This window comes from Paraburkholderia rhynchosiae, assembly GCF_002879865.1.
GTDB lineage: Bacteria > Pseudomonadota > Gammaproteobacteria > Burkholderiales > Burkholderiaceae > Paraburkholderia > Paraburkholderia rhynchosiae.
This window is the reverse complement of record NZ_PNXY01000020.1, coordinates 12,105-35,129: the sequence shown is the minus strand read 5'-3', so window position 1 is coordinate 35,129 and position 23,025 is coordinate 12,105. Positions and strand designations below refer to the sequence as shown.

The window sequence follows — 23,025 nt, the reverse complement described above, 5'->3', positions numbered from 1 at the left end:
GAATTGCGATCTCCCGTTTGTTGGCGTTTTGCAGGTGTCGGCTATCGTCGTTTGGGCACGAACAAAGGCAGTGAATTGCCGTGGATGCGATATGACGATCACGACGTTCATGCTGACTTGATGGGCAAGGTAGTTAGCCGACGGCCCGGGTACTAAACGCGCAAAGAGGCTGCTAACCAGCGTAGTCTGCTGCCTGTATCGGTTTGCTACCCAAACGATGAAGATTAGTTAATCTCTTTGCACATCAAATATCGCGGGCTGCGGGTCAGTGATGTACAAGGCGGCAGACGGCCCCACGAATCGCCTTCGGGGCCAGCATGTTGAAACACGAGCGTGGCAAGCCGCCACCGTAGCCGGCGCCGCATTAAAGTTATTTAATGTTCCGGAGAAAGCCCCGAAATGCCACCGCGACTAAGCTGGCGACAAGCCTTTTGGACGACGGAATTTCTGGGATCGTCTCGTGCTTAAACAAAGTTTCATCAAAGCGGTGCGCTCCTTCAGACTGCCGTGGTTTGTACGCGCAATAATGGCCCAGGACAACCTATCCGAGGAGCACGCGATGCCGCCAGCAATGAGCCTGGAAGTCGTCAACGAATACGGGAAACCTGCGGTACGCATGGCTATTGAAAATGCAGCCGTGCTGCTCGACGCAGAGGACATCGACCGATTGATTCACCATCTGGGCTACCTGCGTGCGGGAATACGCCCCGACGTTCCCACGCAGCCGTCCACACGGCAGCAGTTTGTACTCGAGATGGACCCATGCTGGCATACCGAAAAGCACCCGCTGTATGACGGCGTGGTACTGATCCTTCGCCATAGCGGGTTGGGGTGGACGGGGTTCGCGTTACCAACGCACAGTCTCACAGAACTGCGCGAAGCGATAAACCAGCATCTGGCGGCCCTCGACCATGAGCGTTGCATGCCGAATTAGCGCATCTCGCGCAATCGTCTGTTAGACGCGAACCCAGGAAAGATGATGTCAAAAGTGTTGACCATAGAGGACGACGAGACGACCGCACGCGAAATCGTGCGAGAGCTAAATGATCGTGGCTTCACCGTCGATTGGGTTGCGGACGGCCGCGAGGGAATGGCGCGCGCTTTCAGCGATGAGTACGACGTCATTACGCTCGATCGCATGCTACCTGGCGCCGACGGTCTGACGATACTCAGGACGATGCGGGGCATCGGCATTCAGACGCCTGTGCTCATGTTGAGCGCGCTGGGCGACGTGGACGAACGCATTCGCGGCTTGCGCGCCGGCGGCGACGACTATCTCACCAAACCATTCGACGCCGACGAGATGGCAGCACGCCTTGAAGTGTTGCTGCGCCGCCGGCAAGTGCAACCGGCACAATCCGAGGTGACTTTGCGAGTCGGTCCTCTCGAACTCGATCTGGTCGCACGCACGGTTAAACGGGACGGCAAAGAGATCGTGCTGCTCCCCACCGAATATCGTGTACTCCAATACATGATGCGCCATGCGGGTCAGACAATCACCCGCACGATGCTGTTCGAAGCAGTATGGGGCTATCACTTCGACCCGGGCACAAATCTGATCGATGTCCATATGGGCCGTCTGCGCAAGAAGATCGATCCGCCGGACGTGCAACCCTTGATCCAGACCGTACGCGGGTCAGGATATTTACTTGGCTAGCGGCATGTTGAGCGACCAGGCATTTCCCTCACAGCCCGTGTCGGGCGGCAGTTGGCATTCAACAACCTTGCGCATTGTGACGGTCTACGCGGCAATCTTTTCCGTCTCGGTCATGCTGCTGTTAGTGCTGGTGGAACGTTCGGTCACGTTCGTAATGGACCGCGAAACCGATGCCGTCCTCCACTGGCAATTGATCTATTTCGATACCACTCCCGCCGACAGCCTCGCCGACGCCGTTCGCCGGCGCTCTGAACACGAGCGCATGCACCCCAACTTTTACGGCCTGTTTACTGCCGACGGACGGCATGTGGCTGGTGACATACTCGTACGCCCACCGGGTGTTCCCGTTAATCGCGTCGGTATTACGCTCGAAGACAAGCTCGCACTCGGAGGCAATGAAACGGCCCCTGTGGTTCGCATCATGGCCGCCCAGCGCGCGAACGGTGACACACTGGTGATCGCGAGAGACCTTACCCATGTCTTACGCATACGGGAAACCATGATCACCGCGCTGATCGGCGGTGGCGTTTTGTGTCTCAGCGCGGGCGTCATTGCCGGGCTGGCACTCAGTGTCAGACAGGTTCGACGCCTGAAAGCAATTCGTCGCGTGACCCAACGTATTGCGCAACGCGGCGACCTTGGACAACGTCTGCCGACCGGGGGGCGCGATGAAATCGATATGCTGGCTCAACTGGTCAACCATATGCTTGCCGAAGTCGAAAGGCTGATGAACGAGGTTAAGGGAACCTGTGACGGAATCGCTCACGATCTCAGAACGCCTCTCGGCCATATACGCACATCGCTGCTGCACATTGACGAGCGAACAGCCGAGCTACCGGACAGAGAACTGAAGAAGCTGGTAAATGACGCGCGGCGCGACACTGATGCACTACTGGAGCGCTTTCGTGCAATGCTGCGCATCTCCGAGATCGGAAGCCTGCAACGTCGCGGCGGCTTCGAGGAGATCCAACTCGCGCCGCTTCTGACGGAAATCGGCGAACTCTTTGAACCGCTGGCCGAGAGCCGGTCAATCCGCGTCCTCACGCAAATTGCCAGTGTCGGCACGACCCATGCGGACCGCGCGCTAATCTTCGAAGCTCTCACCAACCTTCTTGACAACGCCGTCAAGTTCACGCCGGACGGGGGCACCGTCAGGCTCGAACTCACACGCACACCGCTGGGCCCGCAAATCGACGTCACCGATAGCGGTCCCGGCATTCCGGCCGATGAACGCAAGGCAGTGCTGCAGCGCTTTTATCGCAGCGACCAGACGCGGCATCTGCCCGGGTCCGGTCTCGGGCTGAGCATCGTGTCGGCGGTCATGAACGTGCACGACTACTCGATGCAGATCAGCGATGCAAACCCGGGCACGCGCGTGACGATTCAGTGCTGGACAAAAACATTGACATGACTGATTTCCTCAATCAGCCTTTCGGGCCAGACAGTTCATGCGTGTCCTACTAGTTACCGGTTCGCAACACGAGGCCGCCTGGCTTCACAATGCGTTGATCGAAAGCGCACACAGCCTTGAGCGCGTCCACGATTTGAAGGATGCGATCTTCCTGGCAGGCCAAGAGCTCTTTGACGCAGTGATTGTCATGTCGACGGAGAGTCCGCCGTTTGCCTGCCTGCTAGCTGCCCTGCCCAGGCTCGCCAGCGAAAGCCGAGGTGCACCAATTATCGTGACGCTCGGTGCAGCTCGCGCGAAGGAAAGGACGCAGGTACTGCGAGCCGGCGGCGACGCCTGTTTCTGCCAGCCGCTGTCTTTCATTGAATTGCACGAGCGCATGCATGCATTGCGGCGCGTGAGCCCTGTGGCGGTCCAACGCATGGGACAGGTGTCCGTTTGTCCTGCATTGGATACGGGGACGCGGGAGTTTGTCTGCGGGGAACGGCGACTCCACTTAACGCGCCGGGAATACATGCTACTCGAGTGTCTGCTGCGCCAGCCGAACATTCCTGTTTCGCGGTCGGATCTGATCCGCTATGCGTGGCCCGATCAAGATGACGTAGCTGCTTCGAGCGTCAATCTCGTTATATCGCGTCTGCGTCGCAAGCTCGCGCCGCATTATCCGGATATAAACATCGATACATTAAAGCGCTACGGCTATCAGCTCACACTAATGAACGCTTGACGAAACATGGTGGCGATCTGCCAGGTAGACGCTCTCCGCTCTCGCCTTCGCATGTCGCTGACTGCACGCTTCCCGACCAAGGGGAAGCGTGCCATTTATGATCCACCGAAATAAACGTTGCAATAACTTGGTGGGCCCACACATTGATCTGCAGTCTTTGTCGCGTCCGACGCGCAGCCGGCCAGGAGACCGCTAGCGATGGCCGCCAGAATCAAGCACATATGAAATTTCGTGAATCGACTTGTCTTCATCTTGTTTCGAAATTGCGAGTGGCTATGAGGCACAGGTTCCGGCCAGCGACGTCCTCACGTCGCCGCTGGCTGGGGCGATCTGATATCTCAGGGGTGGGCATAGATAGTCGAGTTCAGATAAGCGAGCTGCCCATCCTGTTCGGCGTGCACCAATTCCTGATAGACCTGTGCGCGCGTCTTTGGCACCACTGGTTGACCATATGGCGGCACCCACTGGCCACCGGTCGCACCCGCTGATGTGGCGTTCGATGCGACCTGGGTCGCGTGGGTGGTCAGTTGCATGCTAGAAGTGGAACCCGCGGGAGCCGACTGCGCAAAGGCTGATGCGGCCGACAGTGTTCCAGCGAAAACGATTGCCATTACCATCCGTTTCATATTCTCGTCCTTAACATTGAGGTTAAATTAGCCGACCCTGGAACGTCATGCTTTCGGGAGGGCCGGTTATGGAGAGAATAAGCAGTCACTCTTATCGGATCACTACCGCGACGGTGAAAATTAGTTCATCGAATTAAGTAGCGGTGTTACCACGCGATCGCGCGAGGCATGCAGATCGAAAGGAAAAAAATTTTCATCCAGGCGATGGCCATTTTTCATCTGCAGCCAATGGTGTCCGAATACATTCCCGCCAGTCGCTCGCCTCGAGGCGCGAACTCGGCCCGAAGGGGGCAGACATACTTATCTCTCAGGAAAAAACAGATGAATAAAGCATTGGCAACAGTCTGCGCCGCGCTGACCGCGACGTTCGCTTCAGGCGCGCACGCTCAGAGCAATGTCACTCTCTACGGCACGCTGGATACGGGTATCGACTATGTCAGTAACCAGAAGACAGCGAACGGTCAGGGACACAACAACTGGATGATGGAAAGCGGAAACCTGAACGGCGACCGTTGGGGGCTGCGTGGCACCGAAGACCTGGGCGGCGGCCTGCACACGGTGTTCGATGTGGAAAACGGATTCAACATTGCCAACGGCAAACTGGCTAATGGTGGAGACGTTTTCGGTCGGCAGGCGTGGGTGGGATTGTCGAGCAACGCGTGGGGCACGGTGACCATGGGGCGCCAATACGACTTCCTGGTCGACTTTGTCGCGCCCTTGTCGGCAACCGGCTCGGGCTTCGGCGGAAATATCGCGGATCATCCGTTCGACAATGACAACCTTGCTAACGACTTCCGCATGAACAACGCCGTCAAGTACCGCAGCCCGGACTACCACGGTTTCAAATTCGGCTGGGCTTACGCATTCAGCAATGCCGCTGGCGGCTTCAGCAACAACAACGCATTCAGCGCTGGCGCGGCATGGTCGCGCGGCCCGGCTGAACTGGCAGTCGGGTATTTTCAGGGCAATCATCCGGGCGGCGTGGACGCTCCCACCAACACAGGTGGTGCGATCAGTAGCAGTGACGGCGACGCGATGCTGACCGGCGCGCGTCAACGCATCCTCGGCGCAGCGGGCCGTTACGCCTTCGGGGCCGCCACTGTCGGCCTCGTAGTCACGAGGACCATCATGGACGACCCAGCTCAAGTCGCGCAAGGCGGCACGTACGTCGCTCTAAAAGGGGACCTCTTGACGTTCACCAACTATGAACTTAACGCGCGATATGCGCTTACGCCGGCCCTGAGCCTGGGCGGCTCTTATACCTTCACCGACGGTCACTTCAGCAGCGCAAGTGGCGTCGCATCGCCGAAATGGAATCAGGTGATGCTGCAAGCCGACTATGCGCTGTCGCACCGTACAGACGTCTATGTCGAAGGCGTCTATCAGCATGTGTCCGGCGCCAGCGGCATACCGGCGCTCGGCAACGCCTCCATCTTCACCCTCGCGCCGTCAGCAGGCAATCAGCAGACCGTGCTCGCAATGGGCTTGCGGCACCGCTTCTAGACATCTGCCTTAATGTCGCGCTGCGCATGACGAGCAGGACGCCTCGCGGCGAATCGCGGCGGATCGCTGCGAGGCATCCTGTTCTTCGAAACCCGACTGTTCACTTCGTTGTGGACGTGAGCGTGTCGACCGGTTCGTTGGTCCATCCACCTCCTAACGCCTCTATCAGCGCAGCGGAGGCAATCAACTTGCGAGTTTGCAAATCCAGCAGCAAGGTTTGCGTTTCGAGTTCCATTGCCTGCGCACTGACGACATCCAGATAGCTCACGACGCCATCACGGTACCGCGACATGGATAGCTCGAGCGTACGCTGAGCGGCTGCGAGCGCGAGCCCCTCCTTCGTAGACTCGTTGCCGAGGTAATGCAGTTGCGAAAGCTGATCTTCGACCTGCTGTACCGCCAGCAGCACCGCCGCCTTGTACTTCTCGCCATTTTCCGCCAGCTTTGCCTGAGCCTGCCTTGTGACGGCCGCTCGCCGGCCGCCGTCGAACAAGGTCATCACCAGGTTCGGGCCGATCGCCCACATCTCGTTCGGTGCCGCCAGCCAAGGCGACAAAGTGGTACTTTGATAACCGCCGTCAAGACCTAGCGAGACATCCGGAAAAAATGCCGCTCTGGCGACGCCAATCTGTGCGTTCGCCTGCGCGACGCGGCGCTCCGCAGCCGCAACATCCGCTCGACGTTGCAGCAGTGCCAGAGGCATTCCCGCCGGAATCGATGGCAGGTACGTCGCATCGACGGTGAGCGCAAGCGAAAACCTGGACGCCGGCTTGCCCGTAATGGTCGCGATCGCATGCTCGTACAATGCCCTTCGCGCCGATACGTCTTCGACCGACGCGCGTGCCGATTCGAGCTGGGTCTGAGCACGCGACACATCCAGATCGGATGCAATGCCGCCGACGTGCCGGCTTTCAGTCAACTGCAATGCATGCTCATAGGTGCGAACGGTATTCCCCAGCAATTCCTGCTGTTGATCGAGACCACGCAGATGGAAATACGCCTCAGCAAGCTTTTCCTGCAAACTCAATCGCAATGACTCGATGTCGTACTGGCTCGCCTGCTCGGCCGCCTTGCCCGCAGCAACCTCATTGCGCACCTTTCCCCATAGATCGAGGTCGTAGTTCAGGCCGACATCGACAGTCGCCGAATTGTAGAGCGCTGGTTGAGTAGCGCCCCTCAATGGCCGGTTGTCGGACTGACGCGAGCGTGAGACCTGCGCATAAGCGCCGATGGTGGGAAACAGGCCAGCGCCAGCCTGGTCCAGATACGCTTGCGCCTGGTCATGCCGAGCGATCGCGGCGGCCACGTCGGGGTTAGCGCTCGCCACCCGGCTTTCCAGTCCGTCGAGAACCGGATCGCGATACACGGTCCACCACGCACCGCGCGGCATACGGTCGGCAGGCTGTGCGAGTTGCCATCCCCGGGCCTCCTTGAACCCGCTCGGCATGGCCGACGGCGGTACCTGATACGGCGGCGCGAACGAACACCCGCTCACGAGTGCAGCCGCAGTCAGAACCGTGCATACGCCACGCCTAACCATGACTGGGCTCCACGTCATTGTTCTGTGTCAGCGCTGTCGTCGCAGATGTCGAAGCAAATTGCACTGGATCGCCGTTTTCCAGTGAGTCAGGCGGGTTGTCGATCACCCGGTCGGTGGCGGTCAAACCCGATGCAATCACAACCTTCGTACCGAGGTCGGTAGCGACGCTCACCTGCTTCAGCATTGCGCGATTGCCAGGACCGACCACCGCCACTTGCAAACCGCTTTCCCGGAACATCAGCGCGCTAGCAGGAATTGTCATCGCATGTTTGTCCGTGGGCAGTTCGAAATGAACTTCGGTGTATTCGCCCGGAATCAGCACGCCGCCAGAGTTGTCGACTGCCAATTGCACCAGCAGCGTCCCCGAAGAAGGCGTGATGGAGTCGTCGGTATCGACAAGCTTTGCGGAAAACTGCATGCCGGGGCGTTCGGGCACGGTCAGACTCGCGGCCAGTCCGGGCCGGATAACGGCGGCTTCGTTCTGCGGCACGCTGACGTACACACGCAGCCGCCGCGCGTCGGAGACGGTGAACAACTCGGGCCCACTGCCGCCGCCCGCGCTGATCAGTGCGCCGACATCGGTCTTTCGCGCGGTCACAACGCCATCAAAAGGTGCGGTGATCCGTTTGAACGATTCAAGGGCCTCAAGCCGCGCAACGTTCGCCTGGTTCGCTGCGACCATTGCGCGCTTTGCCGCAAGGTCGCTGGTCTTTTCGTCTGTTTCCTGCTGCGATACGGAGTCCTGCTGCAGCATCTCGGTCCACCGTCGCGATGTGGATGCCGCGAGTGTTTCGTTCGCCTGTGAGGTACGTAGATCGGCACGTGCCTGGGCGAGTTGCTGATCGAGATCGGGTGTATCGATCTCGCCCAGCAACTGTCCGGCCTTCACGTGCGCGCCAATGTCCGCATACCACGCATGCAGATAACCGGGCACGCGTGCATAGATTGGCGCCTTCACATAGGCCGACAATTGACCTGGCAAGACCAGCGCCTGCGCAGACATGTCATGCAACGGCGGGTTCGCGACGACCGTTGGTATCGCCCGCGCGGCCGACCAGCTGGTCATCTGCTCCTTAGCATGGATGCGCGTTGCGATGCCCGTTGCTGCGACCCCCGCCGCGGCCAGCAGAGAGACGAGTCCTGCGAGTTTGAGAGGCCGCAGCCGTCGCGGCGCTGCTATGTCGATGTCAGTGGACATGGATGACTCCAGGTTCGGAAGATGAATGATCGTGTGAGCCGCGTTGAGGTTCGCCCGGTCCGGCGTCTCGTGGTGCGGCGTCGCGCCGATGCACGAGACTGAAAACGACGGGAACGAACAGCAACGTGGCGCAGGTTGCGCAGATCAGGCCGCCTATAACGGCTCTTCCGAGCGGCGCGTTCTGCTCACCGCCGTCGCCGAGACCCAACGCCATCGGAGCCATGCCGATGATCATCGAGAGTGCCGTCATTAACACAGGACGGAACCGCGCAAAGCCGGCTTCGAAGGCCGCTCGCAGCGCGTCGTGGGTCACCGCGAGCCGTTCGCGTGCGAAGCTGACGACCAGCACGCTGTTCGCGGTCGCCACACCCATGCAAAGAATAGCGCCAGTAAGAGCCGGCACCGACAGCGGCGTGTGTGTCGCAAACAGCATCCACACGATGCCAGCCAGCGCCGCAGGCAACGCTGAGACGATCACAAAGGCGTCGCCCCACGAGTGGAAGTTGACGACGATCAGCAGATAGATGAGCGCGATCGCACCGACGAGGCCAAGTAGCAGCCCGGTGAATGCGCTGTTCATGGTCTGCACCTGACCTCGCAGCGTGACCGTCGAGCCTTTGGGTACGTCTTTCGATGTTGCGTGCAGGATACCGTCAATGTCGCTGGCGACCGCACCCAGATCCCGGCCCTGCGGAGTGGCGTAAATATCAAACAGCGGCTCGATGTTGTAATGCGATACCACCGCGCTGCCGACGCCGCGCGCGATATTCGCGACACCGCCGAGCAATTGCGAGCTGCCACTTGCGTCTGTTACCGGGAGATTCTCGAGACTGGACAGCGATGCCATCCAGTATTCGGGGGTTTGCGCGACGATCGGGTATGAAACCCCGTTCGTTGGATTGAGCCAGTACGTGGCCGCTACCTGGCTCGTACCGGCGAGCGTTGCAACGACGGAGTTCGTCACATCCTCCTCGCTAATGCCCAGTCGTCCCGCGTGAGAGCGGTTCACCGCGATGGTGAACTGCGGATAAGTGACCGCCTGCTGGATACGGCTATCGGCAATACCGGAGATCATCCGCACACGTCGCAACAGTTCGTTCGCGTACCGATGATTCCCAGTCTGGTCCGGCCCGGCGACTTGCAGATCGATCGGTGCCGGTGCGCCGAAATTCAGGATCTGGCTAACGATGTCCGCCGGCAAGAAAGAGAAGGTCGTACCTGGAAATGCCAGGGGTAACACTTCGCGTAGCCTTTTCACATATCGCGCTGTTGGCTCATGATTCTCGCGCAGCGAAATCATGATGTCGCCATCCTGTGAGCCGATGGTGCCGCTGTTGTTGTATGCCAGGCTGATACCGCTGACTGGCAGGCCAATGTTATCGACCACGCTGCCGAGTTGACCCGGCGGAATAACCTGGCGAATAGTGTTTTCAACGTGATCGAAAATGCTTGCCGTATTTTCGATGCGTGTCCCAACCGGCGCGCGCACATGCAGGGCGATTTCGCCTGCATCGATGTCCGGAAAGAAGTTCCGTCCGAGCCATGGTGAAAGCACGAAAGACACGCATACGACGGCCAGTACGCCGACCACAAAGCGCTTGCGGTGCGTCAGCGCAAGGCCGAGAAGCACACGGTAAACATCTCGCACGCGCTCAAAGCATTGCTCGAAGCCGCGCTGGAAGCGCACAAACGGATTGCGCGACGTGGGACGTGTGGACATGCTGCCGTGAGAGTCGATTATCGCCGCGAGTTCACCGCTTGCATGCCCGCCCGACGCATGAGGCGCGAGCAGGTACTGCGCCATCATCGGCACAAACGTGCGCGACAGAATGAACGAAGCGATCATCGCAAACATCACGGCTTCCGCCATCGGCACGAAAAGGAAGCGAGCAATACCGTCGAGCAATAGCATCGGAACGAACACGATGCAGATGCACAGCAATGAAACCAGTGCGGGCGTGACGATCTGCTGTGCGCCGTCCATGATCGCCCGCCGCACGTCTTTCCCCTGTTCAAGGTGCCAGTTGATGTTTTCGATGGTGACCGTGGCGTCGTCGACAAGTATTCCTACGGCCAGCGCAAGCCCGCCTAGCGTCATCACGTTCAGCGTCTCGCCCATCATCGAAAGCGCCGCCACTGCCGCGAGCAAGGCCAGCGGAATCGACGCCGCGATGATAAGCGTCGAGCGCCAACTGCCGAGGAAAAGCAGAATCATGGCGGACGTGAGGGCCGCTGCAATGACGCCTTCGCGCACCACGCCGCTCACGGCACCCTTGATGAACTGTGACTGGTCGCCCATCGTGACCAGCTTCAATTGCGGGGGAAGCGAAGCTTCGACGAGCGGCAGTTTCGCCTTGACGCCAGAAATGATGTCGAGCGTCGAAGCGGACCCGTTCTTGAGGATACTCATTAGCACCGCGCGGCGGCCGTCAACACGGACGATATTGGTTTGCGGCGGATATCCGTCCCGTACATGCGCGACATCGCGAATGTAGATTGTCGCGTCGCCGTCCACTTTCACGGGCAGCGCATTCAGCTCATCGAGGTCCACTGGGCTATTGTTCAGCTTGACGTTGTACTGGAATGCACCAACCTTCTGCGTGCCGGCAGGGATAATCTGGTTCTGCCGAGCGAGCGCCGCCGCGACGTCTTCTGCCGAGAGCTTTCTCGCCTGCAACGCTTTGGGATCGAGGTCAATCTGCACCTCTCGCGTCTTTCCGCCGTAGGGCGTCGGAATGGCGACGCCCGGCACACTCAGCAATTGCGGACGAATCGCGTTTGTCGCGTAGTCGGCGAGTTGCTGCTCGTCGAGTGTGTCGCTTGTCAACGCTAACTGCAATACGGGAACAGTGGATGCGTTGTAGTTGAGAATCTGCGGCGGAGTCGTGCCGGGTGGCATCTGCTTGAGCACAGTCTGCGAGATGGATGCGACCTGGGCTGTTGCGGTCCGGATGTCGACCGTTGGCTGGAAGAATATCTTGACGATGCCGTAGCCCGTGAACGACTGCGATTCAATATGCGCGACATCGTTCACTGTTGTGCCGAGCGTGCGTTCGTAATAGGTAACGATTCGACCCGCCATGTCGTCAGGCTGTAGTCCCGTATAGCTCCATACGACGCTGATCACCGGAATTCGTATGTCAGGGAAAATGTCCGTCGGTGTACGCAATGCCGATAAAGGGCCCAAAAGTAAAATGAGCATCGCGAGCACGATGAATGTGTAGGGCCGCGTCAACGCCAGCCTGACCAGTTTCAACATCGGAACAGCTCCATTCAGGAAAGCGCATGGTCATCGCGCGCAGGCATCGGTACGCGCTCGATGCATGACACGCTTGTTTATGTGGGGATTCTGAACGTAGGGCGCTAACAGGGTTCTACCTCGAACATTAAGGAACTTTTAGTTCACGACACTCGTATGGACGGGAACTGGAAGGCAGAAAACCGAGAGGTCCGGGACGCTCGTACGCCCTGCGGCCCCGCTGCGGGACCTGCGGCGGTCTCTCCCAGAAGCGACCCTACGTTGAGCGCATTGCCTCGTCGCATTGCGAATCCGCAGCCACGCAACGCTCGAAGCGTGGCGCGGCTCAGCGACTACCGAGTCGCCATGAAGAACTGCAGACCTGTCACGCAGCCGGCTCGATGCGCAGCGGTAAGGTGCAATGTGTGGAGCGTGTGGCGAGGCGTCATCGAAAGACGGCCGCTTCGAGCTCAGGCGACCGCCTTAAGCGATGACGTACGATCCATTGTGCGATAGTGGTCCACCGCAAAGTCAACGAAACTTCGCACCCTCCTCGACAACAGCCCTGGCGACGAATACAACGCGCACAGATTTCTCGCGCCGCTGCCGACATTGAACTGTTCAAATAGCTCGACCAGCGCGCCACGTTGCAATTCTGATTCAACTATCGAACGAGGTAACAGAGCGATTCCCAGGTGGTGCATGCATGCAGACTTCAGCATCGCATAGCTGGAAGATGCAATCCCGGCAGATGCGGTGACGCGTGAAACCTGGTTGCGATCGACGAACTCCCAGCAACGAGCCCCATTTCCTGACCGGTACAGCATCGTGTGCCGGGTCAGATCCGATGGGATATGTGGCGTGTCGTGCCTGGATAGGTAGTGAGGGGACGCGACGACAATTTGTGGAATTCGCAGCAGTGGCCGACAAACGAGCGCTGAGCTGAACAGGCCAGGATCGTCCGTAAAGCAGACATCGAAGCCACCTTCGACCATGTCGATATGGACGTCGAAAGTAGTCACCTCGAAAGACACGCCAGGATGCATCTCCCGGTAGGACGCAACCAGGCGCACGAGGCCGCCGTCCGCGAACGTTGCGACGCTTGCAACCCGAAGCGCCCCGCGCAACTCCCGGGTGGATTGTACGAGGGACGTCTCCATTTCATCCAACTGCTCGATAATCGCGCGACAGCCCTCGAGATAATCGCGACCTGCCTCCGTTAGCGACAGCGTGCGCGTGGTCCGGTTGATCAAGCGGGTGTGCAGATGAGCTTCCAGCAAGCCAATGCTGCGCGTGACCGATGCCGCTGAGACGCCAAGCTGCCGCGCCGCCAGATTGAAGCTGCCGAGCCCGATTACACGGGTAAAGACGCGCATCGCTTGAAGCTGATTCATGATGCAATGTCCGTGGTTGAACGATGGACGCATCATTGCTGACTTCCTCTAAAGTGCCCGCTCCACGTTTATGAAGCCTTTTTTAGTTTTGCTTCGCGTCGTCACCGACACTAAAAATAGTAAGTCAAGCGGGAGTTAGCCAAATACAACGGCGTGCGCCACCGCATCACGCCTGGCTCCCGGGCAGTTTGCGCGCCTGGAAGAGTTCACGCGTTTTGTTCAACTTTCCTGAATGCTCGATTTCATTTTCTGGTGAACGACAGTCAATTCTCGCTACCTAGACTTGGTTGCCTTTCAAGCGAACGGCCGAAACTAGCGTAGGCAATTTTTCGGTCGATCGTCTGCGGCTCCCTGGCAAATATCATACGGACAACTCTTAAATTGCGAGCGAAAATGAAAAAGACGAACCTGACGTGGGCAGCTTTGGCCTCCTTGATGCTGGTCACCGGCGTAGCGCATGCACAATCCAGCGTGACGCTCTATGGGCTTCTTGATGAGGGCCTCAACTTCACGAGCAACGCAAACGGACACGGCACCTATCAAATGAAAAGCGGAGACACGTACGGCAGCCGTTGGGGTTTGCGAGGCAATGAAGATCTCGGTGGGGGCTTGAAGGCTGTGTTCAAGCTGGAAAGCGGCTTCGATACGAACAGTGGGCAGGCGGGCCAGGGTGGGCGTCTGTTTGGCCGCCAGGCATACGTGGGATTGTCGTCCGATCAGTACGGCACCCTCACCTTCGGTCGTCAGTACGATACCAGCGTCGACGACCTCGGCTTCGCCGGCCTTACCGCAGCCGGAAATTACGCTGGCGATGTCAACTCGCATCCGTTCGACAACGACAACGCAGACTGGGATTTCCGCGTCAACAACGTTGTCAAGTACGTGAGCCCGACATACCGCGGCCTGACTGGGGAAGCGATGTACGGTTTCAGCAACCAGGCGGGCGGGTTCGCGAACAACCGCACCTGGGGTGCAACGTTGAACTACCAGAACGGTGGTTTGACGATGGCGGCGTCCTATCTGAAGCTCGACAACCCCGGCGCGAACTCAAGCGGTTCAGTTGCCACCGACGTGCTGTTTGCCGGTTCGTCGCAGCAGGATATCGGCGTGGCGGCGTCTTACCGCTTTGCCCATTCGCTGGCCGCACTCGCCTATTCGCATGTCGACGTGTATGACCCGACTTTCAACGCGTATTTCGCGTCACAAGGTGGACCCTCGGGCGGCACATGGAATTCGTGGAAATTCGACAACTTCGAAGCAAATGAGCAGTACTTCTTCCGACCGGACCTGTGGCTCGGCGCAGCTTACACGTTTACGGTCGCCCACCTTCACTCGACGAGCGGTTCCTTTACTCCCAAATGGCATCAGTTCGGTCTCACGCTCGACTACGACCTGAGCAAGAGCACGTCAGTCTATGTGCAAGGCGCCTACCAACACGTCGTCAGCGCGCATACCGGCACTGACTTCGACTTTGCTCAAATCCCCGCTGCGGCCGGCATGTCTAGCAGCGAGAACCAGATGGTCTATCGCGTCGCCATGATTCATCGCTTCTGACGTGGTACGCCACCGCGCGCGCTGCGAATGATGGAGTTTCGCCCAGCGCTCCACGGAGCGCTGGGCGGAGTATCGTGCCAGCAGGTCGCTGCCAGTCAGCGGGATCGTCCGACCAAGCCCCGTCCAGTTCGACCGGCGCCTGTGCGTCATGCGGATCTCTATTGTCCCGGCGTGCCACCGCGTTCAGCTGCGCGACAGCGCCACCGCCGCGTGCCAACCGGTGCGCGCTTCGACCCACTGCGCCAGCATCAGCAAATCCAGGTCGCCGTGAGCGACGCCAACGAGTTGTGCGCCAAGCGGCAAGCCCGCCGGTCCGAACCCCACCGGCATAGTCACGGCCGGCACCCCGAGAAAGGTCCACGGCGCGCAGAACGCCGCGTCGCCGGTATAGTCGAGACCGCGCGGCGGTTCGCCAGTGGCTGGCGCGACCAGCAGCGCATCTAGCGCCATCGCGCGGCTGAGCCAGTCGTGAAAGCGATGCGCCATCGGCATCTGCGCCGCCTTGATGCCGGCGTAGGCGGTCGCGGGCAGCTTGCGCCCGTCTTCGACCAGACCGCGCATCGCCTGACTCACGAGCTCGGGCGTGCGGTCGACCAGTTCGCCGTGCGTGATGGCCGCTTCCACCGACATCAGTTTCAACGCATGCGAAGGCGTGTCGAAAATCTCGGCCGGCAGATCGACCGTGACAATCTCAGCGCCGTCTCGCGCGAGCTGGGCCGCGAGCCCGTCGAGCGCGGCTTGTTGCGCGGGCTCGATTTCGCCGCCGGCCTGTTTCGACAGCACGCCGATGCGCGGCGTCCCAGTGCCTCGCGCGGTCGCAGCAGAGTGCGGAACATGCGAGACATGCGGATCAGCTGCATCCGCGCCAGTGACGAGCGCGAATGCGTAAGCCACATCCGCAACCTTCGTCGCGAACATGCCGACATGGTCGAGCGACCACGCCAGCGGCAACACGCCCGTACGGGCGATCGCGCTGTAAGTCGGCTTGAAACCGACGATGCCGCAGTACGCCGCCGGCCGGATCACGGAGCCCTGCGTCTGCGTACCGAGTGCGAGCGGCACGATGCCCGCCGCCACCGCCGCCGCGGACCCACTCGACGAACCGCCCGGCGTGAACGCGTCATTCCACGGATTGACGGTCGCGCCCGGCTGACGCCACGCGAATTCGGTGGTCACGGTCTTGCCGATAATCGACGCGCCCGCCGCACGCAAACGCGCGACCACCCACGCATCGTGCTCAGGGCGTCGTCCCTTGTAGGCGGGCGAATTGAATTCGGTCGGCATGTCGGCGGTATCGATAACGTCCTTCACCGCGACCGGCACGCCCGCCAGCGGCGAAGCGACATCGACGGCATTGACGGGCGCGGCATCCGGCAAATAGCAGAACGCATGCAAGGACGCCTGCGATTCGTACGCCGCATCGTAGGCGCGCGACACATACTGCTCGAGCCCGGCCTCGCCCGAGGCAACCTCGGCGCGAATCCGGGCGATGGTGGGAATCGGGCCGATGTTTGAAGAAGCAGAGAACATGGTCATGGAAGAGTCGGCGAACGGTGTCATTTCGCGGCAAGCGCCGGCTGGATGTAATTCTGAACGATGAATTTGTCGTAGTTGGGCTGCTGCTTCAGGTTGCCGAGCGCGATCTGCGTATCCATCGCAACAGTCAGCGCTTTCGGCGTGATCCCGACGTCCTTCGGATACACGCCTTCGTCCAGCATGCGCTTCACGGCTGCGTCGACTACCGCGGGATCAAGTGTGGGGAATTCCTTGCGCGCAATCGCCGCGGTTTCCGCAGGGTGGCTCTGCATGTACAGCAGCGCGTTTTGCAGCCCCTTTACAAACCGCGCGGCCGCGTCGGGATCGACGCTGCGTTTGGCGGAGATCGAAGAGAACGCGTATTCGCCATAGAGTTTCGGAAACCCGAGCGCGACTTTCATGCCCTTCGCGACAGCCTGATCGAGACCCGGCTCATACATCACCGCAATCTTCGCCTGGCCGGCAACGAGCGGTCCGATCTCCGAGCCGAGCGGCACCTGAACCAGCTTGACGTCGCTTTGCGACATGCCGTTCTCCTTCAACAGCTTGAAGAACAGCGACGTGCTCGTAGTCGGCATCTGTCCCGACACAACCACCTGATCCTTCACGTCCTTGATGCCGCTGAACTTTGCACCCGGCGCAACCGCGATCCACACTGCCGCGCCGTTTACGACGTTGGCAATCACATCGACATCGGCGCCCTTCTCGGCGGCCACGGCCGTCCACTCCGGTCCGTGCAGCGAGAAATCGGCGCTCCCCGACAGTACGGCGGAGAGCGCAGCACTCGGGCTGCCGGCGGTCTGCTTGTTCACGTCGAGTCCCTGCTTCTCGAAGAAGCCGCCGTCGATCGCCACGTAGAGCGGCAGATACAGCATCGACTGGAACGCCTGCGAAATAGTGACTTTCTTGTCGGCCGCAAGTGTCGGTGTTGAAACGGCTGCAACGGTCAGTGCCAAAGCGGTGCTCAGCGCGGTCAGCGCTCTTCTTGCGGTTAGTGCCATCGTCTGTCCCTGGATGAAGTGATTGGACTGCCGGAAATGCGTTAAACCCTGAGCGTGGTCGTGTTCGACGCCTGCCGCCACGGCAGCAGCTTGCGCTCGACCATATCGATCAGGAAGTAAAGGACGAAGCCGATCGCCATCAGGACGAACAGGCCCTCCCACACGGTGTTGAGGTCGTAGAGGCTGGACGCGGTGAAGATCATGTGTCCGAGGCCTTTCTCCGATGAGATGAACTCGCCCACCACCGCGCCCACCAGACCGAAGCCGACGTTGATGCGAAACGTGGAGATCACGTAGGGCAGCGTGAACGGCACCACCACTTTCATGAACACGTCGTTCTTGTTCGCGCCGAGCGTGACGAGCAGCGCCTGCAGGTCGGGATCGGCGTCTTTCGCCGCCTCATAGGCGGCAATCAGCGCGACGATTGCGGTCAGCGAAATAGCCAGCGCGACCTTGGAGATGAGCCCGGTGCCGAACCACAGAATCACGATCGGTGCAAAAGCGATCTTCGGCACACTGTTGATCGCGACGATGAACGGCTCGATCAGCCGCGCGACGAACGGCGAATACCACAGCGCGAGTCCGCATACAGAACCGACTGCCGTGCCGAACACGAAGCCGAGAATGGCTTCGAAGAGCGTATAGCCGGTGTCGATGAAAAGCTGATGCGATTGCATGTCGCGTAGCAGCGCGGCGAAAATTTTCGACGGCGAACCGACGAGGAAATTCGATACCCAGCCCAGGCGCGCAGCGCTTTCCCATACCGCGAAGAACGCGATTACTGCCGCCAGTTGCAACAGCGAACGGCCCCAGCCGCTGTCGAGCACGAACCGCACGGGAGCTTTCGGCGCACGCCGGGCCGGCAAAGATTTCTCCATGGAAGCGGATTGGGTCATGCTGCCTTCACCTCCGTCTGAATGTCGAGCTCGCCACACAACGCGTGGAAGTAACCCGCAAAGTTGGGATCGCTGCGAGCGCCAATCGGCGAGCGCGCGGCGATGTCGATGTCGTAGATCTTCTTCACCTGCGAAGGCCGGCCGCCAAGTACGACGACGCGCTTCGATAAAGCGACCGCTTCGTCGATGTCGTGCGTGACGAGCACCACTGTCTTGTGAAACGTTTCGACCGCTTCCATCAACACGCCTTCCAGATACAGACGCGTCTGGTAGTCGAGCGCCGAAAACGGCTCGTCGAGCAGGATGATGTCGGGATCGTTGATGAGCGTGCGGATCAACGCCACGCGCTGACGCATGCCGCCCGACAGCATGCGCGGATAGGCATTCTCGAAGCCCGCGAGGCCATACGTATTGAGGTATTCCATCGCCATGTCGCGTGCCTGTGCGGCAGGCATCGTCGAGAGCTCCGGTCCGATCAGCACGTTTTGCAGCACGGTGCGCCACGGCAGCAGCAGGTCGCGCTGCATCATGTAACCGACCTTGCCGCGTAAGCCATCGACGCTTTGCCCGCGATAGACGATATCGCCGCTATCTGCTTCGAGCAGGCCGGCGATCACGTTGAACACCGTCGTTTTGCCGCAGCCCGAAGGCCCGATGATGCTGACGAAATCGCGCTCATGGATATCGAAGGTCAGACCGCCGAGCACGTCGACGGAGCCGAGTTTGTTCGAAAACGATTTGCGGATATTGCGTAACGCAAGTTGAATTGGCATGTGTTCCTCGACGACGTTTCGGAATGCATTGCGGCACACGGCGAGTGGAATCAGGCGCCCCGCTGTGTCGCCAGGAAGCGCCGGCGCATCGGCTTGAGCACTGCAATGGCGAGCAGCGCGGTAACGATGTCGAGCGTGATCGCCGTCGAAAACACCGGCACCCAGCCTCCCGCGTGCTGATGCATCAATGCGGCGAGCGGGCCGCCGAAGATCGACCCGATCCCTTGCGAGATATACAGCCAGCCGTAGTTCTCGGTGGCGTGCCGCGTACCGAAAGTGTCCGTGAGCGTCGACGGAAACAGCGAGAAGATTTCGCCCCAGCCGAAGAACACGACGCCCGACAGCAGGACGAACAACACGGCGTTATCGCGCGTGAGCAGCCACAGCGCCATGGCCACGCCTTCGAGCGCGAACGCGAAAAACATCGTGTTCTCGCGTCCCACCTTGTCCGACACCCAGCCGAACAGCGGCCGCGTGAGCCCGTTTGTGAAGCGGTCGATCGTCAACGCCAGCGGCAAGGCGGCCATGCCGAAGACGAGCACTTTGGTCACGCCGAAGTCGGCGGCGAAGGTGGCCATCTGCGAGGTGACCATCAGGCCCGACGTGGACATCATGGTCATCATCGCGAACATCAGCCAGAAGAGCGGCGTCTTTAACGTCTGCGAAGGACGAAAATTCATGGCCGTCGGCGCGCAAACCGAACCGGCGGAAGCAGCCGAATCAGAAGGAGCGGCGGCGTCGTACGAAGGCGGCACCCGCAAACCTTGCGAAGCCAGCAGACCGACCACCGCGAACGCGATGCCGAAGATCCACAGCGTGGCGTCGATGCCGCGCGCCTGTAGCGACGAGGCGATCGGAAAGGTCGTGACGATCGCGCCCATGCCATAGCCGGCCGCGACCGCGCCCGCCGCGAAGCCGCGATTGGACGGGAACCAGCGCACCATCAGCCCCACCACGCCGACATACACGATGCCTGTGCCCAGCCCGCCCACCAGACCGTAGGTCAGATAGAGCATCGGCGCGCTATGAACCTGCGAGGCCAGCACCCAGCTCAGGCCCGACATTACCGTGCCGATCGAGATCAGCATGCGCGGCCCGAAGCGGTCGATCAGCTTGCCCTGAAATGGCGAGAAAAACGTCTGCAATATGATCAGCAGCGAAAACGTGACTTGCAGTTCAGGTAACGCAACGCCGAGCTTCGCGGCGAGCGGTTTGGTCATCAGTGTCCATACATATTGCGGACTCGAAATCGCCATCATGCAGACGAGACCCAGCGCGAGCTGAAGCCAGCGGTTATGCGTCCTGCCCGACGAAGTGGCGCCGGGTTCCGCCGATGCGATAGGTTGCAAAGAAGATTGCAAGCGTGTGGTCATGGTGACTCCATTTACTGAGCGAATGCCTGCCGGCGACCGGCAGACGTGCAGCGTCCTCCGGGCCTCGAAGGCCGGACCTGCAATCTGATTGAAAAAAGCGCGCGTGTGCGTCTACCAGCCCGCGGCTGCCCCGTCACTGCGCGGGTCGTAGCCCGCTTCGATCAATCCATCGGGATACCGAACGATTGCGCCGGCATGCCCCATTGCTTCGTCATAGACCTGCATCGTCTCGACTTCATGGCCGAGCGCCTCGAGCCGCGCGACGGTGCCCGGCGCGAAACGCGCTTCGAGCTTGAGCGTGTCGGTCGACTGGCCCCAGGTACGGCCCAGCAGCCAACGCGGCGCGTCGATCGCGGCTTGCGGATTCCAGCCGAACGTCGCGATACGCGAGAACACCGCGCTTTGAGATTGCGGCTGACCGTCGCCGCCCATGTTGCCGTAGACCATCGTGCGGCCGTCGGCAAAACGTGCGAGCGCCGGGTTCAGCGTATGAAAAGGCCGGCGCAGCGGCATCAGCGGATTACGTGCGCGCTCATCGAGCGAGAAACTGCAGCCGCGGTTCTGCCAGTTGATGCCCGACTTCGCCAGCACGATCCCGCTGCCGAACTCGTGATAGATACTCTGGATGAAGCTCACCGCGACGCCGTTGCCGTCGGTCACGCCGAGCCACACCGTATCGCCCGGCCCGCGGCCGGCGCCCCACGGCGCGGCTTGCGTGAGCGACACTTGCGCGGTCATTGCGTCGAGCGCGGCCGGCTTCAACAGCTCACGCGGATCGACGCGCATGTGATCCGGATCGGTGATCTCGGCATCGCGCACGGCGAACGCGAGCTTGGTCGCTTCGACGCACGCATGCACGAATTCGGGACCCAGCGGATCCATGTCCTTCGTCAGCACGCGATCGAGAATGCCTAAAATCAGCAGCGACACCAGCCCTTGCGTGGGCGGCGGCATGTTGTAGATCGTACCCAGCGAGTGCTCCAGTGCTAGCGGCGTTCGCAGGCGCGCCTCGTGCCGTTCAAGGTCCGGAAGACTTAGCAGAGAGCCGGCCGCCTGAAGATCGCTCGCGATGCTACGCGCGAGGTCGCCGCGATAGAAGTCGTCGAAGCCCGCGTCGGCCAGACGTTCGAGCGTGGCGGCAAGACGTGGCGCAACGAAGCGCTCGCCGGCGAGGGGCACGCCAGCTCCATGCAGAAAAGTTTCGGTGAAACCCGCGATCGGGCGCAATTCGCCGAGGCGACTTTCGACACACTGCGAGTGGCTCCGCGTAACCGGTACGCCCTGTTTCGCGTAATGGATCGCGTCTTCGAGCAGGCGTTCGACCGGCAACCTGCCGCCGAGCGTTTCGGCCGACCAGCGATATGCGCGCTGCCAGCCAGACACCGTGCCGGCCACCGTATTGGCTGCGAGTGGGCCGCGCACCGGAATGGCCGACAGCCCGCGCGAACGGTATTCGTCGATGGTCGCGGCCAGCGCCGCCGCGCCACACGCTTCGATGCCGACCGGCTCGGCGCCGGGACGCGAGATCAGCCAGAAGCCATCTCCGCCAATGCTGTTCATGTGCGGATAGACGACCGCAATCGTCGCGGCCGCGGCAATCATCGCTTCGATGGCGTTGCCGCCCTCACGCAGGATCGCGAGAGCGCTCTGTGCGGCGAGCGCGTGAGGCGCAACCGCCATGCCGCGGGTTCCGCGGCTCGGGTTCAGGAATTCAGAAGGCATCGGACGCACGGGGCTTTTGCTTGTATACATAGCCAGTGCATATGCGAATACCATGCCAACGTGCGAAGTCCCCGCAAAGGCCGAGTGCGGAGGGCGCTTAAGAAATGCGGACTCCCCAGTGCGTGTTACTAGATGGTGCCCCGCAACCTCGGTGGTGCATACGGAGCACTGTGAGGCTCCGATGCGGTGCGGGCGCGTTGCAGGCGCTCGGTGGTCAGTGTGCGCACCTCGGCCCTGCTTCCTTCTATGTGCCGGCCCAACAACTCGACAGCACGGTCGGCGGCAAGATCGCGGATGGCGGCAAGAATCGCAATATGTTCGTCGTAGGTGTCGTCGATGCAGTCGCCGTATACGAGGTCGAGCCGCCGCACCACGCGGATGCGGTCGGTCACGCGCTGCATTGCGGCGCTCAACTCTGCATTGCCGGCGGCAACGACAAGCGCCTCGTGGAAGGCTTCGTCAAGCGCCACCATCTCCCGGCCGTCACGAATGCGTTGCGCGTGAGGGACGTTCCAGATGCGGTCGAGCCGCTCCAGCATTTGCGACGCCGTGGCGGACAGGGCGCCGTCCGCGTCAAAGAGCCGGGTCACAGAAAACGTTTCTATCAGCTTGCGCATTTCGTACAGATCGTCAAAGCGCTTGAAGTCGATCGGCACGACTTCCCAGCCGCCGCGTACATAGCCGCGCATCAGTCCATCGCTTTGAAGACGTTGCAGCGCCTCGCGCGCCGGTGTGCGCGATACGCCGAAGCGATCGGCGATGCTGCCTTCGGTCATACGATCGCCAGGAAGCAGGCGCATGTCGAAGATATCGTCCCGCACGCTGAAGTAAACATGGTCAGCGCGCGATGAGGGTGAGCGGGTTGTGTCTTTCACGCGG

At 60.6% G+C, this 23,025-nt stretch carries 18 protein-coding genes; 6 read left to right on the top strand and 12 right to left on the bottom strand.

Annotated elements, in window-relative coordinates; translation table 11 throughout:
* Window positions 1-460 precede the first annotated feature (460 nt).
* The 4 genes from C0Z16_RS24565 to C0Z16_RS24550 are packed head-to-tail and all read left to right on the top strand — an operon-like array spanning window position 461 to window position 3,792.
* On the top strand, window positions 461-934 hold the full coding sequence (locus C0Z16_RS24565) for a hypothetical protein (RefSeq protein ID WP_322788910.1): 474 nt from the start codon (window positions 461-463) through the stop codon (window positions 932-934).
* A gap of 45 nt (window positions 935-979) precedes the next feature.
* On the top strand, window positions 980-1,657 hold the full coding sequence (locus tag C0Z16_RS24560) for a response regulator transcription factor (RefSeq protein WP_102634668.1): 678 nt from the start codon (window positions 980-982) through the stop codon (window positions 1,655-1,657).
* 4 nt (window positions 1,658-1,661) lie between these two features.
* Window positions 1,662-3,068 carry a sensor histidine kinase gene (locus tag C0Z16_RS24555; RefSeq protein ID WP_102634667.1) on the top strand — a complete coding sequence of 469 codons (1,407 nt, stop codon included), beginning with the start codon at window positions 1,662-1,664 and terminating at the stop codon, window positions 3,066-3,068.
* Window positions 3,069-3,105: 37 nt separating this feature from the next.
* On the top strand, window positions 3,106-3,792 hold the full coding sequence (locus C0Z16_RS24550; RefSeq protein ID WP_102634666.1) for a response regulator transcription factor: 687 nt from the start codon (window positions 3,106-3,108) through the stop codon (window positions 3,790-3,792).
* Between the two features lie 338 nt (window positions 3,793-4,130).
* Here the strand turns inward: C0Z16_RS24550 and C0Z16_RS24545 are convergent, their stop codons facing one another.
* Complete coding sequence (locus C0Z16_RS24545; protein WP_244201341.1) at window positions 4,131-4,418, bottom strand: DUF4148 domain-containing protein; 288 nt, start codon at window positions 4,416-4,418, stop codon at window positions 4,131-4,133.
* Window positions 4,419-4,739: 321 nt separating this feature from the next.
* Here C0Z16_RS24545 and C0Z16_RS24540 point away from each other — a divergent pair, with 321 nt between their 5' ends.
* A complete protein-coding gene (locus C0Z16_RS24540) occupies window positions 4,740-5,921 on the top strand; it encodes a porin (protein ID WP_102634665.1) in 1,182 nt (393 codons plus the stop codon).
* A gap of 100 nt (window positions 5,922-6,021) precedes the next feature.
* On the opposite strand, the gene C0Z16_RS24535 is transcribed toward C0Z16_RS24540, so the two are convergent.
* From C0Z16_RS24535 to C0Z16_RS24520, 4 genes are all read right to left on the bottom strand, one after another.
* Window positions 6,022-7,461: an efflux transporter outer membrane subunit gene (locus C0Z16_RS24535; RefSeq protein ID WP_102634664.1), complete on the bottom strand. Its 1,440-nt coding sequence runs from the start codon at window positions 7,459-7,461 to the stop codon at window positions 6,022-6,024.
* Window positions 7,454-8,659, bottom strand: a complete 1,206-nt coding sequence (locus C0Z16_RS24530) for an efflux RND transporter periplasmic adaptor subunit (protein WP_102634663.1) — start codon at window positions 8,657-8,659, stop codon at window positions 7,454-7,456. Before C0Z16_RS24530 ends, C0Z16_RS24535 begins: the two co-directional genes overlap by 8 nt.
* Entirely contained in the window at window positions 8,649-11,918 is a 3,270-nt protein-coding gene (locus tag C0Z16_RS24525) for an efflux RND transporter permease subunit (RefSeq protein ID WP_102634662.1), read from the bottom strand. The genes C0Z16_RS24530 and C0Z16_RS24525 overlap by 11 nt, the downstream gene beginning before the upstream one ends.
* Before the next feature lie 449 nt (window positions 11,919-12,367).
* On the bottom strand, window positions 12,368-13,291 hold the full coding sequence (locus C0Z16_RS24520; RefSeq protein WP_102634746.1) for a LysR family transcriptional regulator: 924 nt from the start codon (window positions 13,289-13,291) through the stop codon (window positions 12,368-12,370).
* 393 nt (window positions 13,292-13,684) lie between these two features.
* On the opposite strand from C0Z16_RS24520, the gene C0Z16_RS24515 reads away from it, so the two are divergent.
* Window positions 13,685-14,845, top strand: a complete 1,161-nt coding sequence (locus C0Z16_RS24515) for a porin (RefSeq protein WP_102634661.1) — start codon at window positions 13,685-13,687, stop codon at window positions 14,843-14,845.
* A 183-nt stretch (window positions 14,846-15,028) separates the two neighbouring features.
* On the opposite strand, the gene C0Z16_RS24510 is transcribed toward C0Z16_RS24515, so the two are convergent.
* The 7 genes from C0Z16_RS24510 to C0Z16_RS24480 all read right to left on the bottom strand — a co-directional run bounded on the left by C0Z16_RS24510 (window position 15,029) and on the right by C0Z16_RS24480 (window position 22,946).
* Window positions 15,029-16,381, bottom strand: coding sequence for an amidase (locus C0Z16_RS24510; protein ID WP_102634745.1), 1,353 nt, complete (start codon window positions 16,379-16,381; stop codon window positions 15,029-15,031).
* A 20-nt stretch (window positions 16,382-16,401) separates the two neighbouring features.
* A complete protein-coding gene (locus C0Z16_RS24505) occupies window positions 16,402-17,382 on the bottom strand; it encodes an ABC transporter substrate-binding protein (RefSeq protein WP_102634660.1) in 981 nt (326 codons plus the stop codon).
* Between the two features lie 41 nt (window positions 17,383-17,423).
* Complete coding sequence (locus C0Z16_RS24500; protein WP_102634659.1) at window positions 17,424-18,278, bottom strand: ABC transporter permease; 855 nt, start codon at window positions 18,276-18,278, stop codon at window positions 17,424-17,426.
* Complete coding sequence (locus tag C0Z16_RS24495; RefSeq protein WP_102634658.1) at window positions 18,275-19,051, bottom strand: ABC transporter ATP-binding protein; 777 nt, start codon at window positions 19,049-19,051, stop codon at window positions 18,275-18,277. Before C0Z16_RS24495 ends, C0Z16_RS24500 begins: the two co-directional genes overlap by 4 nt.
* A gap of 50 nt (window positions 19,052-19,101) precedes the next feature.
* Window positions 19,102-20,424: an oxalate/formate MFS antiporter gene (gene oxlT, locus C0Z16_RS24490; protein ID WP_102634657.1), complete on the bottom strand. Its 1,323-nt coding sequence runs from the start codon at window positions 20,422-20,424 to the stop codon at window positions 19,102-19,104.
* A 111-nt stretch (window positions 20,425-20,535) separates the two neighbouring features.
* Window positions 20,536-22,146 carry a gamma-glutamyltransferase family protein gene (locus tag C0Z16_RS24485; protein WP_102634744.1) on the bottom strand — a complete coding sequence of 537 codons (1,611 nt, stop codon included), beginning with the start codon at window positions 22,144-22,146 and terminating at the stop codon, window positions 20,536-20,538.
* A 128-nt stretch (window positions 22,147-22,274) separates the two neighbouring features.
* Complete coding sequence (locus tag C0Z16_RS24480; protein ID WP_244201340.1) at window positions 22,275-22,946, bottom strand: GntR family transcriptional regulator; 672 nt, start codon at window positions 22,944-22,946, stop codon at window positions 22,275-22,277.
* Window positions 22,947-23,025: the final 79 nt, after the last annotated feature.

Coding starts and splice junctions, on each gene's coding strand:
- C0Z16_RS24505 (WP_102634660.1), bottom strand. CDS start 17,382: ATGGCACTAACCGCAAGAAGAGCGCTGACCGCGCTGAGCACCGCTTTG.
- C0Z16_RS24495 (WP_102634658.1), bottom strand. CDS start 19,051: ATGCCAATTCAACTTGCGTTACGCAATATCCGCAAATCGTTTTCGAAC.
- C0Z16_RS24540 (WP_102634665.1), top strand. CDS start 4,740: ATGAATAAAGCATTGGCAACAGTCTGCGCCGCGCTGACCGCGACGTTC.
- C0Z16_RS24485 (WP_102634744.1), bottom strand. CDS start 22,146: ATGCCTTCTGAATTCCTGAACCCGAGCCGCGGAACCCGCGGCATGGCG.
- C0Z16_RS24480 (WP_244201340.1), bottom strand. CDS start 22,946: ATGCGCCTGCTTCCTGGCGATCGTATGACCGAAGGCAGCATCGCCGAT.
- C0Z16_RS24500 (WP_102634659.1), bottom strand. CDS start 18,278: ATGACCCAATCCGCTTCCATGGAGAAATCTTTGCCGGCCCGGCGTGCG.
- C0Z16_RS24555 (WP_102634667.1), top strand. CDS start 1,662: ATGTTGAGCGACCAGGCATTTCCCTCACAGCCCGTGTCGGGCGGCAGT.
- C0Z16_RS24515 (WP_102634661.1), top strand. CDS start 13,685: ATGAAAAAGACGAACCTGACGTGGGCAGCTTTGGCCTCCTTGATGCTG.
- C0Z16_RS24535 (WP_102634664.1), bottom strand. CDS start 7,461: ATGGTTAGGCGTGGCGTATGCACGGTTCTGACTGCGGCTGCACTCGTG.
- C0Z16_RS24520 (WP_102634746.1), bottom strand. CDS start 13,291: ATGAATCAGCTTCAAGCGATGCGCGTCTTTACCCGTGTAATCGGGCTC.
- oxlT (WP_102634657.1), bottom strand. CDS start 20,424: ATGACCACACGCTTGCAATCTTCTTTGCAACCTATCGCATCGGCGGAA.
- C0Z16_RS24525 (WP_102634662.1), bottom strand. CDS start 11,918: ATGTTGAAACTGGTCAGGCTGGCGTTGACGCGGCCCTACACATTCATC.
- C0Z16_RS24530 (WP_102634663.1), bottom strand. CDS start 8,659: ATGTCCACTGACATCGACATAGCAGCGCCGCGACGGCTGCGGCCTCTC.
- C0Z16_RS24545 (WP_244201341.1), bottom strand. CDS start 4,418: ATGAAACGGATGGTAATGGCAATCGTTTTCGCTGGAACACTGTCGGCC.
- C0Z16_RS24560 (WP_102634668.1), top strand. CDS start 980: ATGTCAAAAGTGTTGACCATAGAGGACGACGAGACGACCGCACGCGAA.
- C0Z16_RS24510 (WP_102634745.1), bottom strand. CDS start 16,381: ATGACCATGTTCTCTGCTTCTTCAAACATCGGCCCGATTCCCACCATC.
- C0Z16_RS24550 (WP_102634666.1), top strand. CDS start 3,106: ATGCGTGTCCTACTAGTTACCGGTTCGCAACACGAGGCCGCCTGGCTT.